Below are 15,845 nucleotides of genomic sequence, written 5' to 3'. Positions count from 1 at the left end.
TTCCTGCCCCCTTGTTCAGCTTGGCGGCGGGAGCGGCGTCTCCATGTGCTGCATTCACATGCTGTCGCCGCCTCCACAGCCATGGACAGGCAATCTGCTGGATGTTGCGGGATCGCTGTTCAGCCAGTTCTCAAACGCACTGCTGACCTGAACGGCAACCCGGCGGCCTCAGAGAAGCTCGAGTTGGGCAAGATGCTCTATTTTGAGCCGCGGCTCTCGCAAGCTCGCAAAATCAGCTGCAACCCTGCCGTCAAATCGGCCGCGCTGGCGCCGATGGCAGCTTCACCTCCATCGGGCATAATTGTCAGCACGACGGTCGCAATGCGCCGACCTTGTCCAACGCAAGCGTTCAATGTCGCTCAGTTTTGGGATGGCCGGGCAGCGGATCTGAGCAAGCAGGCCGGCAGCCGATTTCTGACTCTATGGAGATGGTGACCACTCCTGGGCACGCCGTCGAAGAGCTCAAAGGCATTCCCGGGTACGTTGATGCCTTCGGCAAAGCCTTCCTGATGAAATCGATCCCATCAGATATGACAACCTCGCCAGAGCTATCGCAGCGTTCGACGCCACGGTGATTACGCCTAGCTCCCTTCGACAGGTGTCTCCAGGGTGACGGAAACGCGCTCGCCATCGAACAGAAGGAGGGGCTCAGGCTTGCGCGACAGCGGATGCTCGTCTTGGCACAAGCATCAATGGCAGTGCGGGCGTGTACGCTCCTTCTTGGGGTGATCGAAAGGTCCGGCTGGGAGTTGCTGCCGCGTGACGACGGGACCATCGAGGTACACGGAAGCTGGATGACCCCGGCCGAAGCCGTGACCGTAAAGTCTGCGGGCGCGGTTGCTGGATTCAGCGTTCAAGCCGGCCCGATCGAGCACATTCGACATTGTCTTATATCAAACAACTGTCGAATACCTGACATCCTACAAATTGCGCCATCGCCTTTTTTCGAACGGTTCTGCTCGTTGGCACGGAACATGCTGAGTTAGACGCAAACGCGCCAAGGCGGAGGAAGACACCTATCATGGCCACGCTTGCCGGACTTGCCAGCACCGCCGGCCTAACGTCGCCAAACTACTTCTGCAAGTCGAGGCCCGTTTCCATGCCTGTGATGGCGCAGGGTGATCGGCGGCTGGCGCCGGGTGCTTGCCAGCGCCGAGGCGTGAGCGCCTCCCCCCGCTGGCGTCCGGCGTAGCGCGCGGTGCAATGGTCCCAGCTGACATCGGCAACTGACCAACTTCAGTTGACCGCCTCTCCTTTAAAGCATGAAAACCGGAGCTGTTGATGATACTTCAAGCCCTGCGCATAGGCTTGCTCGCGACCGCGGCTGCCTTAGCTGGACCGGCGCTGGCCGCCCTCGAGTCAGCTCCTGATTTTTCGGCGGCCAACTTCCTGCTCGACAACGGCATGGAAGTGGTGGTCATTCCCGACCACCGCGCCCCGATCGTCACGCATATGGTCTGGTACAAGATCGGCAGCGCCGACGAGCCGCCCGGCAAATCCGGCATCGCGCATTTCTTCGAGCATCTGATGTTCAAGGCGACCGCCAACCACGCCGCCGGCGAGTTCGACCGTGCGGTGTCCGAGATCGGCGGCTCCAACAACGCCTTCACCTCCTACGACTACACCGCCTTCCATGAGACGGTGCCGCCCTCGGCTCTCGAACAGATGATGGGCTTCGAGGCCGATCGCATGCGCAACCTGATCCTGACCGATGATGTCATCAAGACCGAGCGCGACGTGATCCTTGAGGAGCGCCGCTCGCGCATCGACAGCAATCCGCAGGCGGTGCTCGACGAGGAGGTTGACGCCACGCTCTGGCAAAACCAGCCCTACCGCATTCCGGTGATCGGCTGGATTCAGGAGATGGAACAGCTCAACCGAACCGACGCCGAGGCTTTCTACGACAGCTACTACCGGCCGAACAACGCGGTGCTCGTGGTGGCGGGCGACGTGGATCCCGATGCCGTCAAGGCGATGGCCGAGCGCACCTACGGCAAGGTCGCGCGCGGTCCGGATCTGCGGCCGCGCATCCGACCGGTCGAGCCGCAGCAGAACACCAAGCGCACCGTGACGCTGACCGACGCGCGCGTATCGGTGCCGAGCTTTTCGACGCAATGGGTCGTGCCCTCCTATCACACCGCCAAGCCCGGCGAGGCCGAGGCGCTTGATCTGCTGGCCGAGATCCTGGGCGGGGGAAACCGCAGCCGCCTCTATCAGCAACTGGTGGTGAAGCAGGGCATCGCCTCCGAGGCCAGCGCGTTTTTCCAGAGCACCATGCTCGATGCCACCAACTTCACCGTCTATGGCTCGCCGCGTGGCGATGCCAAGCTTGCCGATGTCGAGGCGGCGGTCGATGCCGAGATCGGCCGCATCGTCAAGGACGGCGTGACCGAAAACGAACTGGAGCGGGCCAAGACCCGCTATGTCCGCTCAATGATCTTCCTCCGTGACAAGCAGGACGACATGGCCAGCATGTATGGCTCCACGCTCGCCACCGGCGGCAACGTGAAGGACATCGAGGAACGGCCCGATCGCATTCGCAAGGTCACGGCGGAAGAGGTCAAGGCGGCCGCCGCCCGCTACCTCGCGCTCGACCGTTCAACGACCGGCTATCTCCTGCCGCAGCAACAGGTGGAGCAATGAAGATGACCCTGGTTCCCAAACAGATCAGCACTTTTTCTTCTCGCAAAGGGCAAGAAGGGATGCTCTCCCGAGCCTTCGCCATCCTTTGTTTCGTCCTGTTTTTCCTGCTCTTGCCGGCGCACGCCGGGCATGCCGAGATGAACATTCAAGAAGTGAAGTCCAAGAAAGGTGTCACCGCCTGGCTGGTGGAGGACCATTCGATCCCGCTGGTCGCGATCCGATTCGTCTTCGGTGGCGGTACCGCACAGGACCCGGCCGGCAAGGAAGGTCTGGTCAACCTGATGACCGGCCTGTTCGATGAGGGCGCCGGCGGCCTCGACAGCGAAGCCTTCCAGCTCAAGCTCGACGATGCGGGCGCCGAGATGAATTTCGAGGCGGCGCGCGACGGCACCTATGGCTCGATGCGCATGCTGTCCGAGCAAAAGGACGAGGCGTTCGGCCTGCTGAAGCTGGCGGTGAACAGCCCGCGTTTCGACCAGGCGCCGATCGACCGTATCCGCGCGCAGATAGTCTCGGGCATTCTCGCCAATGAGCGCGACCCCAACACGGTCGCCCGGCAGCACTGGCTTCGCGCTGTCTATGGGAGGCATCCCTATGCTCGGCCGGATGAGGGCACGAAGGAGACCCTGGCCACCATAACGGCCGCGGATATCAACGCCTTCCACGGGGCGAATTTCGCCCGCGGCGGCCTGCATGTCGCCGTGGTAGGCGATATCGACGCCGCGACACTGAGCGACAAGCTGGACGAGGTGTTCGGCGATCTGCCGGACGAGCAGAGACTGGCTCCAGTGTCCGACGTCGTTCCCAAGGTCGGGCGGCGGCTCGAAGTAGTCTACGATCTGCCCCAGACCTCGCTGCTTCTCGCCTGGCCGGGCGTGAAAAGGAGCGACCCGGATCGATTTGCCGCCGTGCTGATTAACGAGATCCTCGGTGGCTCGACCGCCAACTCGCGCCTCTTCCAGGAGGTGCGTGAGAAGCGTGGCCTTGCCTATGGCGTCAGCTCCCTGCTCCTCGATCACGAGCATTCCAATGCGTTGCTGGTGACGACCGCGACGCGCTTTGACCGCGCTCATGAGACGCTCTCGATCATGCGGCAGGTGGTGAAGGAGATGGCGGAGACTGGACCTACCGAGAAAGAGCTCGCCGCAAGCAAGAAATATATTGTCGGCGCCTATCCCATCAACCATCTGGCATCCTCCCGCTCAGTCGCAGCCACTCTCTTGGAAGTTCAGTTTGAAGGGCTCGGCATCGACTACATTAAGCGCCGTTGCGACCTTATAAACGCGGTGACGCTGGACCAGGTGAGGGTGGCGGCAAGGAAGCTGCTTTCGGCCGATCCGACCACCATGGTGGTCGGGCCACTGCTACACCAAGGCGACAAACTGTGAGCCAGCCCCGCACCTCGACTGAAGGAAGGGCGGACTGAGACATCGCTCTCTATTCTTGGTCGTGCCTTTTGCAGCGTCGACTGGGTGCCCTCGATCTGAGATGAGAGCACCGCTTCCTTCCGGACGTACATGTGTAGGAACAGCTCCTGGCGGGGCAGGAGCATGGTGATCCCGTCGAGTCGGCCGAGCGCTCGCTCGGCGACACTCAGGCGCTCAAGGAGGGACAGTACATCGATCGGCGGATCAGGAGGGAGTGGCGGCGGCACGAAAGCGCGGACGACCTCGCCGGCCACAGGCAATTTCGCGAATGAGCCGGAGCGAAAGCGGCAGGATCGCGAGACGCTCGAGGCCGAACATCATCGCGTCGACGTGGTTGGAAATCTCCCGGCTGTGGTGGTCTATTGGTGCTCGCGCTGGGAGGTGCTGTCGATCACCTGAATGCCCGGTTGTATGCGGCGGTGATAGAGTCCATCAACCCGTCGCAGACGCGATTCAATCTTGATCGCCAATGAGCTGTAGGCGCTTTTCCCGGCGCCGTTGAACGGAGGAGGGGATGTTCATCGCCTCGCGATATTTGGTGACAGTGCGGCGCGCAACATTGATGCCGATTTCCTTCAGCCTCACGGCGATGTCGTCGTCGGAAAGCACGTCGCTGGGCGATTCTTGAGCAATTATTGCTTTGATCCGATGGCGGACAGCTTCGGCGGAATGCGCGTCACCGCCCTCGCACGAGGCAATCGCTACAGTGAAAAAATACTTCAGTTCAAACACCCCGCGTGGGGTAAGCATATACTTGTTCGAGGTCACCCGGCTCACCGTCGACTCGTGCACATTGATCGCTTCAGCGACAGTCCTGAGATTGAGCGGCCGCAGATGGGCGACGCCGTGCCGAAGGAACGCATCCTGTTGGCGCACGACTTCGGTCGCAACCTTGAGAATGGTCTGGGCACGCTGATCGAGGCTGCGGATTAGCCAGTTCGCGTTTTGCAGGCATTCGTTCAGAAATGCCTGATCTTTCGAATTGTGAACGGTATGCCGCGCGACTTCAGCGACATAGGTCTGATTGATCAAAACCTTGGGCAGCGCGTCCGGATCAAGTTCAATGTGCCATCCACCTCCGGGCGAGGGCGTGACCAGGACGTCGGGTATGATGGATTCCGGCGCTCCGGATTGGAAGCGGTTGCCAGGCTTTGGATCGAGCGCACGGATTTCGTGCAACATCTCGAGCAGGTCGTCTTCATCAACGCGGCAATGCTGCTTCAAAGCCTGAAAGTCGCGTCTCGCAACCAGCTCAAGGTTCGCAACCAAAGCGGCCATCGCCGGGTCGAACCGGTCTCGCTGGCGCAATTGGATCTCAAGACATTCGCCGAGAGAGCGAGCAAAAATTCCCGGTGGGTCAAAGCGCTGCAAGTTTGCGAGAACCCGTTCCACATCATGCTCGCAGGCATTTAGGATGCCGGCCACTTCCAAAAGGTCCGACCGAAGATAACCGGTGTCTTCCAGATGGGCTGCAAGCTCGCTGGCAATCAGCCGCTCCTGCGGTGTGAATGCAGTGAGCGCGATCTGACTAGCGATGTGGCCGTGCAATGTTTCGGGGCAGGCGGTAAACTCATCCAGGGCAGGGCGATTATCCGCAGAGCTGTTCGTCGTATTGGGCGGCGATTTCCATTCCCCTAATCGCTCGGGGGACGCCGCGCTCGTCGGTGCATCAATGTGGTTTTCGGGTGCGCCGGCAGATTGCTGTGCCGAAATCGGCACGCCGCCAAGAGCCTCACCGTCGCTTGAAGCGGGTTCCAAAAGCGGATTTTTCTCGAGTTCCTGCTCCACGAACTGATGCAGTTCGGCGCGTGCCAGTTGGAGCAGGCGAATCGACTCAATGAGCTGAGGCGATGCCACCATAGATTGCTTCTGCCGCTGAAGCAGCCTTGCCGAGGACAGCATGTTGAGCGCGAAACTCCGATCTAGGAGGCTCTTGGCCTTGCGTTAAGGGAATTGCCTGACGTTCACTCGCTCATGCGGCGGCCTTGAGGGTTTCGAGAATGTTCTGCGGGGATGAGACACCATAGGGATCGCTGTCGCAGTTATCGGACAAACCTTCCTCTTCGAACCACTGAGCCACCTGGCCGTCGTTGATCAGGGCGGCGTAGCGCCAGGAACGCATTCCGAAGCCGAGATTGTCCTTGGCAACCAGCATGCCCATTTTGCGCGTGAACTCGCCTGAGCCGTCCGGGATAAGCTCGACCTTCTGCACTCCCAGGGATTTGCTCCATGCATTCATGACGAAGGCATCGTTGACGGAGATGCAGTAGATCGCGTCAATTCCTTCCTTCTTGAACTCGTCGTAGAGTTTTTCGAAATCGGGCAGTTGGAAGGTCGAGCAGGTCGGGGTGAAAGCGCCAGGAAGCGAGAACAGGATGACGCGCCTGCCAGCAAAATAGTCGTCGGATGTCTTGTCTTCCCAGCGGTATGGATTGGGCTCCTCAATGGAATCATCGCGAACACGCGTGCGAAAGGTAACGAAGGGAACCTTCTTCGTGACGGTCATCAAGTAGCTCCTTTTAAAAGAAACCTGGCATGGCTTCTCGGTTTGGCCGACGCAGCGTCGACTCGGCGGGCATGCCGGATATGAGATGAAGGCCGTCGCGGCTTCCAAATCGCTCTTCCATCCGGTGGTATGGGAAGGCCTTGGCCCATCCTCTTCATCACCCGAATGGCCGGATCGATATGTGTGATTTGGGCGGATCGAGCAACCCCTTCCAAGGCAAGTGGCGATGGAAGGGATGTCGATGACCGCTGCCCGTTCTCTAGGAGGGAGAAGTGGTGATGAACAGTGTCGGTGCCGGAATAGGCGTGCGCTGTCGCAGCTTTGACGTCGCGCAAGCGTCTCACCTCACTAAGGTCGGTCTGCGTACCGTAGATGATTGCCAGTGGTGCGCCGACGTCGCTAGGGGTGATTGTTCGAGGCAGTGCTTCGCCATTCACTTTGCGATGAGGACCGACACGCAACAATTGGGCAAATGCAGCGGATTTGGATGTCGGCCTTTGACCACACCTGCGCAGAAAAGCTAGCGAGCACCGACGTCTGGAGGGGACGCCCTCCCGATGTTTATCAGCAATGGTCATCGTCGCCTCAAGTGCTCGTCTGGAGTCGCCAATGGTTCGCTCGTCGCTTTGTTTGTGCTTCGATGGCTCCGATGAGCTGCGCAAATGCCGTGCCATCTAACTTGAAGCAGGGATGGAAGCGATTTTTGCCGTGAGTAGAAGGACCATGCTTTCGGGGTCGCCATGGAGGAAAGCCTTCCGTCTAAGACGGCGATCTCATCGGGCTGAACTTGTGACACGTCGGGCTGCTGATGCTCGGGAAACATGCAAGGCGTTTCCGCGTACCGACACTCGACGAACCTTCTTTGTCAGAAGGTGGACGAAAATGTCGGAAGCTCTACCAAGGGCAGGGGCCGGGCCGCGAGAAGGGAGAAGTGGTGGAACGGGGCATCCTGAACGTGAGGCGGGCTCTCGGTGGATCTCGTTAAAGGGACAGGTGCGGCTCTTCCAGTTGTGGCGGCTGAGCCTTCCGGTGATAACAAAGCGCGGTTGACGGTGTCTCTCTTGGATTTTAGAACAAAGTATGAACGCATGATTCACCCAACCGCGATCTCATCGCGGGGGCTATTTTAGGAGCGGCGTAACGCTCTTGAGCGAGATTGAAATCTGCTGAGGGTGCATGACGATGATAGTGAGAACCCCGATGCATCTAGCACGCAAGGAAGAAGTCGGCCCGGCGGCGTCGCCGATTTCGCCACGCTTGGAATTGGGCGCCTACGAGGCCCTGTGGCTGCAGAAAGGTGCAACCTTCAAGACGATTGCCGAGAAGTTCAGCAAGGATCCATCGGCGTTGCCATCCGATTTTGTCAGTCCTTCAGAAGCGAATGAATGCGCCCGCCAAGTGCTTGCAGAAACCGTGAGGAAAGGCGTAACGCGCTTTGGCGTACGAATCCATCACGCTGGCGACTATCCGCAAAAGCTGCGTGACGCCAAGCATCCAATCGAGTTGCTGTATTTCCAAGGCATCTGGGAACTGACGGAGACGCGCTGCATAGCCATTGTCGGCGCACGCGAAGCGACCGATGAAGGAAAGCAGCGCGCAAAACAGCTGGCGCGCGATCTTACTGCCCGCAAGCGCGCGGATAGGAAGGACGATTTCACGATCGTTTCGGGCCTGGCCGCCGGGATCGATCGTGTCGCTCACGAAACGGCCATCGCCAACGGCGGGCGCACGATTGCAGTAATCGGTACGCCCCTCGGTAGCTACTATCCGAAGGAAAACAGAGACCTCCAGGATCGCATCGCCAAAGAGTTTCTGCTGATTTCGCAAGTTCCGTTTCTGCGCTATGCCGCTCAGGCTGTTCCGCAAAATCGGCTCTTCTTTCCTGAACGAAACGTGACGATGAGCGCTCTCACCGAGGCCACGATAATCGTCGAGGCAAGCGATACGTCAGGTACGCTCACACAGGCGCGAGCTGCTTTGTATCAAAAACGCAAACTGTTTATCCTCGACTCCTGCTTCCGAAAAGACCTGAAATGGCCGCACACCTTTGAAGCGCAAGGCGCCGTCAGGGTGCGTTCGATGGACGATATCTGGGCGCACCTTGACTAAGGTTCACTTCCGTCAGATCGACGACAGCAACCGCGGCGATCATTCTCGACTGACGCCAGAAGACAGCTGCTTCTTCCTCTACGAGTTTACGGCGTTTGAGCACACCAATGGTTTGGGCTTCCGTTTCAGCGATACCAACCAGCTTATTCACAATCTAAAAAAGAAACCTTCCGAACGCCTCATCAAGGGTGGTTGGTAGTACAAGGGAGCTGCCATCTGGCAGTGCGCTGCTGCATTGCGCCAGGCACTCAATCCTGTTTAGCTCGAGACGGGGACAATCGTTCCGGTTCCATCTTCCAAGGCGCCAGGTCACCCCGACTATGACGACCGTTTGTCGCAAATCGCCAAGCTGCTCAGTACGCCACCGCCGGACGTCCTAGAGATCGTCAGGCACAATCATTCTCACGCGGCCGCGCACGAGTCCGCCGACCGGCCAACCGTCGACGATCTGCTCGCGATCTACGAGATCGATGAGGATGTGGCAGCCAGCAAGCCGCTTACCTCAATTGCCATCTTTGATGATGTCCTGACCGCTGGCACGCACTATCGGGCTATGCAGATCAAGCTTGCTGGGCAGTTCCCCGGCGTCCCGATCTTCGGCATGTTCATCGCGCGACGGGCAATTCCGCCGTCTGATGCAGAGGAATTTGCAAAGCAAATAAAGGCTATGTTTGGCGATGTCGAGAACGAGTAGCCGAGCCGCATCGTTGGTCGGCTGACAACGAATTGCCAGGCTCATATGGCGATGCTCGGGTCTACAAGCGGCAATCATATTAGCATCAATTGGTGGCGGATCCATAGCTGGCCCGATCGTGTGAGAAGGTAGGCAATCGAGCTTGGCCAAATTCACATTCGACGGCCGTCAGAACGGCCGCACCGCTATCCCGCTTGCGGCGATGGTCTCGCCCTGTTCTTCGCGGATGGGATGCGCATGGGAGGGCGCGCGAGGTGGTTCTTCTGGCGCGGCTGGCCCACGCAGAGCGGCTTCGCATTGATCCAGGATTGAGGTTCTGGTCGCGATTGTTCTTTCGTCGGGGAGGCGTGCCACTCACGAGGAGTGGACGACAACTTTGGGGCTTTTCGCCGGCGTGACGTATGGCTGTCATATTTAACGCTGTCCGACACACTTCCGTTAGTCTTGTCAGGTCCGTGACACAGGTTGAGTTGGCCGTGCCCTTATTTTGCTTGAGGCCAAATGTCTGAAAAGGAAGAACAAAAAAACCTTCTTCGATCCGTCACTAAAATTGGCATGAGTTTTGAGCCCTACGTTTACGAGGCGGCGAAAGCTGCCGACCGGCATTCGTATCGCGGGCAGCTGCGATGAATGGAACGAAGGAAGGAAAGCTACATGTCAGGTCTGCGTCAGATCGCCTTTTACGGCAAGGGCGGCATCGGCAAGTCCACCACCTCCCAAAACACGCTCGCCGCCCTTGTCGATCTGGGGCAGAGGATACTCATCGTCGGCTGCGATCCCAAGGCCGACTCCACCCGCCTGATCTTGAACTCGAAGGCGCAGGATACCGTGCTGCACCTTGCGGCAAAGGAGGGTTCGGTGGAAGACCTCGAACTCGAAGACGTGCTCAAGATCGGCTACAAAGGCATCAAATGCGTGGAGTCGGGCGGCCCCGAGCCGGGCGTGGGCTGCGCTGGCCGCGGCGTCATCACCTCGATCAACTTCCTCGAGGAGAACGGCGCCTACGACGATGTCGACTATGTTTCCTACGACGTGCTCGGAGACGTGGTGTGCGGCGGCTTTGCAATGCCGATCCGCGAGAACAAGGCCCAGGAAATCTACATCGTCATGTCCGGCGAGATGATGGCGCTTTATGCCGCCAACAACATCGCAAAGGGCATTTTGAAATACGCCCATTCGGGTGGCGTGCGGTTAGGCGGGCTGATCTGCAACGAGCGCCAAACTGACCGCGAGCTCGACCTCGCCGAAGCGCTGGCTTCCAAGCTCAATTCCAAGCTCATCCATTTCGTGCCGCGCGACAATATCGTCCAGCACGCCGAACTCAGGAAGATGTCGGTGATCCAGTACGCGCCCGACTCAAAGCAGGCCGGGGAATACCGCGCGCTGGCCGAAAAGATCCATGGCAATTCGGGCCAGGGCACCATCCCGACCCCAATCACCATGGAGGAGCTCGAAGACATGCTGCTCGACTTCGGCATCATGAAGACAGACGAGCAGATGCTTGCCGAGCTTCAGGCCAAGGAAACGGCAAAGGCGGCCGCACAGTAACGAGCGTTGTCGACCTGAGGTGCAGCCTTGACCTGGCGCGCCTTTGGCATAGCGGCGCCTCGCCGGTGAGGCGTCAACGCGAACCTTGAAAGGGGTCCCATGAGCCTGGAATACGAAAACGACGGTGCTCTCCATGCGAAGCTAATCGAGGAGGTGTTGTCCCAATATCCCGACAAGGCGGCGAAGCGCCGCAAAAAGCATCTCAACGTTGCAAAGAGCGGGGACGAGGCCAGCCGGGAAGGCGAGGTCCTTTCCGAATGTGACGTCAAATCGAACATCAAGTCCATTCCCGGCGTAATGACCATTCGCGGCTGCGCCTATGCCGGCTCAAAAGGCGTGGTATGGGGCCCGGTCAAGGACATGGTCCATATCTCGCACGGCCCGGTCGGCTGCGGACAGTACTCCTGGTCGCAGCGCCGCAATTACTACGTCGGCACGACGGGGATCGACACCTTCGGGACAATGCAGTTCACCTCCGATTTCCAGGAGAAGGACATTGTTTTCGGCGGCGACAAGAAGCTGGAACAGATCATCGATGAGATTGAAGAGCTGTTTCCGCTGAACAAGGGCATCACCGTGCAGTCCGAGTGCCCGATCGGTCTCATAGGCGACGACACCGAGGCGGTTTCGCGCAAGAAGGCCAAGGAGATCGAGAAGACGATCGTGCCGGTGCGCTGCGAAGGCTTCCGCGGCGTCTCGCAATCGCTCGGCCACCACATCGCCAATGATGCGATCCGCGACTGGGTGTTCGAAAAGAAGGACGTGGCATTCGAGGACGGCCCGTACGACGTGAACGTGGTCGGTGACTACAACATCGGCGGAGACGCCTGGGCGTCGCGAATCCTGCTTGAGGAAATTGGCTTGCGCGTGGTTGGCAATTGGTCGGGCGATGCCACGCTAGCCGAGATAGAGCGCGCGCCGAAGGCCAAGCTCAATCTGATCCATTGCTACAGATCCATGAACTACATCTGCCGGCACATGGAGGAAAAGTACGGCATTGCCTGGATGGAGTACAATTTCTTCGGTCCCTCCCAGATCGAAGCCTCGCTGCGCAAGATTGCCAAGCATTTCGGGCCGGAAATCCAGGAGAAGACCGAGCAGGTCGTCGCCAAGTACCGCCCCCTGGTCGACGCGGTAATCGCCAAATACCGGCCGCGTCTCGAAGGCAACACGGTCATGCTCTATGTCGGCGGCCTGCGCCCCCGCCATGTCATCACAGCCTACGAGGACCTCGGCATGGTGATCGTCGGTACAGGTTACGAGTTTGCCCATAACGACGATTACCAACGGACCGCGCATTACGTGAAGAACGGCACTCTGATTTATGACGACGTGACCGGTTATGAGTTGGAGAAGTTCATCGAGGGCGTTCGCCCCAATCTTGTAGGCTCGGGGATCAAGGAAAAATACCCGGTGCAAAAGATGGGCATCCCTTTCCGTCAGATGCACTCGTGGGACTATTCGGGGCCCTATCACGGCTATGACGGCTTTGCCGTTTTCGCCCGTGATGTGGATCTTGCCATCAACAACCCGGTCTGGGGCCTGTTTGAGGCGCCTTGGAAAAGACGTCCCAGCCAGGGGCGCGCGATGGCTGCCGAATAGATACCTGGTCCGAGCCTGATCTCCTCAGGGAGATGATAAACCGCCGCGATCCGCGGAAGACCTGAAATGTTCAATGTCCCTGGCCAGCCCTAAGGCGCGGTCGGATCCAAAAGAGGTGATCACTCATGCCGCAGTCGGCCGAAAAAGTTCTCGACCATGCGCCCCTCTTCCGCGAGCCGGAATACAGGAAGATGCTTGCGGAGAAGAAACTGAATTTCGAATGTCCGCACCAGGATCAGGTTGTTGCCGATCAAGGCGAATTCACCAAGACCTGGCAATACCGCGAGAAGAACTTTGCGCGCGAAGCCCTCGTCATCAACCCGGCCAAGGCCTGCCAGCCGCTGGGTGCGGTCTTCGCGGCCGCGGGCTTTGAGCGAACCATGCCCTTCGTTCACGGAAGCCAGGGCTGCGTGGCCTATTACCGCTCGCACCTGTCGCGTCATTTCAAGGAGCCTGCTTCGGCGGTTTCTTCCTCAATGACCGAGGACGCGGCCGTGTTCGGCGGCCTGAAGAACATGATAGACGGGCTCGCCAACACGTACCAGCTCTATGACCCGAAGATGATCGCCGTATCGACTACTTGCATGGCCGAGGTCATTGGCGACGACCTGCACAGCTTCATCGAGAACGCCAAGGAAGAAGGATCGGTCCCACGCGACTTTGACGTGCCGTTCGCTCACACGCCGGCCTTCGTCGGCAGCCACGTTGATGGCTATGACGGCGCAGTCAAGGGCATTTTAGAGCACTTCTGGAAAGGCCAGGAGCGCACCGAAGCCCTGGGGACGATCAACATCATTCCGGGCTTCGATGGTTTTTGCGTCGGCAACAACCGGGAGCTCAGACGCCTGCTCGACCTGATGGGGGTATCCTATACGTTTATCCAAGATGCCTCTGACCAGTTCGACACGCCATCCGACGGCGAATACCGCATGTATGACGGCGGCACGAAAATCCAGGACGTGAGGAATGCCCTCAACGCCGAGGCGACACTTTCGCTCCAGCGCTACAATACCCGAAAAACGCTGGAATTTTGCGAGGAGGCCGGTCAGGTCACAGCCTCATTCCATTACCCGCTTGGCGTCCAGGCGACCGACGAGTTCCTACTGGAGGTCTCCGCGATCTCCGGGAAGGAAATCCCCGAGGCAATCCGACTGGAGCGCGGTCGGCTTGTTGACGCCATGGCGGACAGCCAATCCTGGCTACATGGCAAGAAATACGCAATTTACGGCGACCCGGACTTTGTCTACGCCATGGCCCGCTTCATCATGGAGACGGGCGGCGAGCCGACCCACTGCCTCGCCACCAACGGCACGCAGGCCTGGGAAGGCGAGATGAAGGAGCTGCTCGCGTCCTCGCCCTTCGGCAAGGAGGCTCAAGTGTGGGCGGGCAAGGACCTTTGGGCGATGCGTTCGCTGCTCTTCACCGAGCCCGTGGACCTGTTGATCGGCAATTCCTACGGCAAGTATCTGGAGCGCGACACCGGCACGCCGCTGATCCGGCTGACGTTTCCGATCTTCGACCGGCATCATCACCATCGTTTTGCGCTCATGGGCTACCAGGGCGGATTGCGGGTGCTGACGTCAATCCTCGACAAGATATTCGACAAGCTCGACCGCGACACAGGCGAGACGGGGGTGACCGACTATTCTTATGACCTAACCCGCTAAAACAGTGCTTCCCGAAGTCGAAGCAGTTTGCGCGCAAAGCAATTCGAAACCCTAAAGCGCGCGGAGCGAATCTGAAGCATCGCGCCGCTTTAGGAACGTGGCGGCCGGCTTTTCTGGGAGCCGGTCGCTTCCCGACGGATTTTGGAGACCGGCGTAATGTCCTCGCTTAATGCTAAAATCCAGGATCTCTTCAACGAGCCTGCCTGCGAGAAGAACCGCGGCAAGGATGCCAAGGCGCGCAAGAGAGGCTGCACCAAGCCGCTGACCCCGGGGGCGGCAGCCGGCGGCTGCGCCTTCGACGGGGCAAAGATCGTGCTGCAGCCGGTCACCGATGTCGCGCATCTGGTCCATGCACCGCTCGCCTGCGAGGGCAATTCCTGGGACAACCGCGGGACGGCTTCGTCAGGGCCAACCCTATGGCGTACGAGCTTCACGACCGACCTCACCGAACTCGACGTGGTGATGGGGCAGGGCGAGCGCAAACTTTTCAAGGCGATCCGCGAGATCAAGGAAGCCTACGCGCCGCCGGCGATCTTCGTCTACTCGACCTGTGTTCCGGCGCTGATCGGCGACGACATCGAAGCGGTCTGCAAACGCGCGGCCGAAAAATTCGGGCTGCCGGTCGTGCCTGTCAATGCACCAGGCTTTGCCGGATCCAAGAATCTCGGCAACAAGCTCGCCGGTGAGGCACTGCTCGATCATGTCATCGGCACGGCAGAGCCCGACGATGCCGGCCCTTACGACATCAACATCCTTGGCGAATTCAACCTCTCTGGCGAGTTTTGGCTGGTGAAGCCGCTCCTGGATCGGCTAGGCATCCGGGTGCGCGCCTCAATACCGGGCGATGCGCGCTACCTCGACATTGCGTCGGCGCACCGCGCCCGGGCAACTATGGTGGTGTGCTCGACCGCACTCATCAATCTGGCGCGCAAGATGGAGCAGCGCTGGGACATCCCGTTTTTCGAGGGCTCCTTCTACGGCATCAGCGGGACCTCTGGAGCGCTCCGGCAGATTGCCAGACTGCTCGTCAAGAAGGGCGCCGATTCGGAAATCCTCGGCCGCACTGACGCATTGATTGCCGAAGAGGAAACGATTGCCTGGCAGAAGCTCGCGGCCTATCGCCCGAGGCTCGAAGGCAAGCGTGTGCTTCTCAACACCGGCGGTGTGAAATCTTGGTCCGTGGTCCATGCGCTGATGGAGATCGGCATCGAGATCGTCGGCACCTCGGTCAAGAAATCGACGATCGAAGACAAGCAGCGCATCAAAAAGATTCTCAAGCATGAGAACCACATGTTTGAGACCATGGCACCGCGCGATCTTTACGCAATGCTGTCAAGAGACGAGGCCGACATCATGCTGTCGGGCGGGCGCACGCAATTCATCGCGCTGAAGGCCAAGCTACCCTGGCTCGACATCAACCAAGAGCGTCACCATCCCTATGCCGGTTATGACGGCATGGTCGAACTCGTGCGCCAGATCGACCTCGCCATCCACAACCCGGTCTGGCGCCAGGTGCGGGAGGCACCACCGTGGGAGTGCCAGCCCGTCCTGGCGGACGAGTCGCCGAGCACGAACAATGAGACCACGGCGGTCCAGGCCATCAACTTCGCCGGCACCTCGGCCGACGATCTGGGCGAGTGTTGAGAAAG

At 59.5% G+C, this 15,845-nt stretch carries 13 protein-coding genes and 1 pseudogene; 11 read left to right on the top strand and 3 right to left on the bottom strand.

Annotated elements, in window-relative coordinates:
* Positions 1-81 precede the first annotated feature (81 nt).
* The 4 genes from DPM35_RS33395 to DPM35_RS29685 all read left to right on the top strand — a co-directional run bounded on the left by DPM35_RS33395 (position 82) and on the right by DPM35_RS29685 (position 4,031).
* Entirely contained in the window at positions 82-435 is a 354-nt protein-coding gene (locus DPM35_RS33395) for a cytochrome c peroxidase (protein ID WP_425373432.1), read from the top strand.
* Positions 333-575, top strand: coding sequence for a hypothetical protein (locus DPM35_RS33390; protein ID WP_425373428.1), 243 nt, complete (start codon positions 333-335; stop codon positions 573-575). Before DPM35_RS33395 ends, DPM35_RS33390 begins: the two co-directional genes overlap by 103 nt.
* 706 nt (positions 576-1,281) lie before the next feature.
* The gene (locus tag DPM35_RS29690; RefSeq protein ID WP_181592221.1) at positions 1,282-2,643 is read left to right on the top strand and encodes a M16 family metallopeptidase; all 1,362 of its coding nucleotides are present in this window, start codon (positions 1,282-1,284) and stop codon (positions 2,641-2,643) included.
* A gap of 59 nt (positions 2,644-2,702) precedes the next feature.
* The gene (locus DPM35_RS29685) at positions 2,703-4,031 is read left to right on the top strand and encodes a M16 family metallopeptidase (RefSeq protein ID WP_245431713.1); all 1,329 of its coding nucleotides are present in this window, start codon (positions 2,703-2,705) and stop codon (positions 4,029-4,031) included.
* A gap of 71 nt (positions 4,032-4,102) precedes the next feature.
* Here the strand turns inward: DPM35_RS29685 and DPM35_RS29680 are convergent.
* The 3 genes and pseudogenes from DPM35_RS29680 to DPM35_RS29670 all read right to left on the bottom strand — a co-directional run.
* Positions 4,103-4,330, bottom strand: a pseudogene (locus DPM35_RS29680) (Fic/DOC family N-terminal domain-containing protein); the annotation flags it as partial.
* Positions 4,331-4,523: 193 nt separating this feature from the next.
* Positions 4,524-5,972 carry an RNA polymerase factor sigma-54 gene (gene rpoN, locus DPM35_RS29675; protein ID WP_112131047.1) on the bottom strand — a complete coding sequence of 483 codons (1,449 nt, stop codon included), beginning with the start codon at positions 5,970-5,972 and terminating at the stop codon, positions 4,524-4,526.
* Positions 5,973-6,042: 70 nt separating this feature from the next.
* Entirely contained in the window at positions 6,043-6,576 is a 534-nt protein-coding gene (locus DPM35_RS29670; protein ID WP_112131046.1) for a peroxiredoxin, read from the bottom strand.
* Positions 6,577-7,776: 1,200 nt separating this feature from the next.
* Between DPM35_RS29670 and DPM35_RS29665 the strand changes: the two genes are divergently transcribed.
* From DPM35_RS29665 to nifE, 7 genes are all read left to right on the top strand, one after another.
* Complete coding sequence (locus DPM35_RS29665; protein ID WP_112131155.1) at positions 7,777-8,685, top strand: DNA-processing protein DprA; 909 nt, start codon at positions 7,777-7,779, stop codon at positions 8,683-8,685.
* The gene (locus DPM35_RS29660; RefSeq protein ID WP_112131045.1) at positions 8,678-8,884 is read left to right on the top strand and encodes a hypothetical protein; all 207 of its coding nucleotides are present in this window, start codon (positions 8,678-8,680) and stop codon (positions 8,882-8,884) included. Before DPM35_RS29665 ends, DPM35_RS29660 begins: the two co-directional genes overlap by 8 nt.
* A gap of 132 nt (positions 8,885-9,016) precedes the next feature.
* Positions 9,017-9,379: a hypothetical protein gene (locus DPM35_RS29655; RefSeq protein WP_112131044.1), complete on the top strand. Its 363-nt coding sequence runs from the start codon at positions 9,017-9,019 to the stop codon at positions 9,377-9,379.
* 654 nt (positions 9,380-10,033) lie between these two features.
* Positions 10,034-10,927 (top strand): nitrogenase iron protein, encoded by an 894-nt coding sequence (gene nifH / locus DPM35_RS29650; RefSeq protein WP_112131154.1) that lies wholly within the window; start codon positions 10,034-10,036, stop codon positions 10,925-10,927.
* Positions 10,928-11,026: 99 nt separating this feature from the next.
* Positions 11,027-12,529: a nitrogenase molybdenum-iron protein alpha chain gene (gene nifD, locus DPM35_RS29645; protein WP_112131043.1), complete on the top strand. Its 1,503-nt coding sequence runs from the start codon at positions 11,027-11,029 to the stop codon at positions 12,527-12,529.
* Between the two features lie 125 nt (positions 12,530-12,654).
* Complete coding sequence (gene nifK, locus DPM35_RS29640) at positions 12,655-14,196, top strand: nitrogenase molybdenum-iron protein subunit beta (RefSeq protein WP_112131042.1); 1,542 nt, start codon at positions 12,655-12,657, stop codon at positions 14,194-14,196.
* Positions 14,197-14,352: 156 nt separating this feature from the next.
* On the top strand, positions 14,353-15,840 hold the full coding sequence (gene nifE, locus DPM35_RS29635) for a nitrogenase iron-molybdenum cofactor biosynthesis protein NifE (RefSeq protein ID WP_112131041.1): 1,488 nt from the start codon (positions 14,353-14,355) through the stop codon (positions 15,838-15,840).
* Positions 15,841-15,845 lie beyond the last annotated feature (5 nt).

The organism is Mesorhizobium atlanticum, assembly GCF_003289965.1.
Classification (GTDB): Bacteria; Pseudomonadota; Alphaproteobacteria; order Rhizobiales; family Rhizobiaceae; genus Mesorhizobium; species Mesorhizobium atlanticum.
The sequence above is the reverse complement of the archived record's forward strand: the minus strand, read 5'-3'. Positions and strand labels throughout refer to the sequence as shown.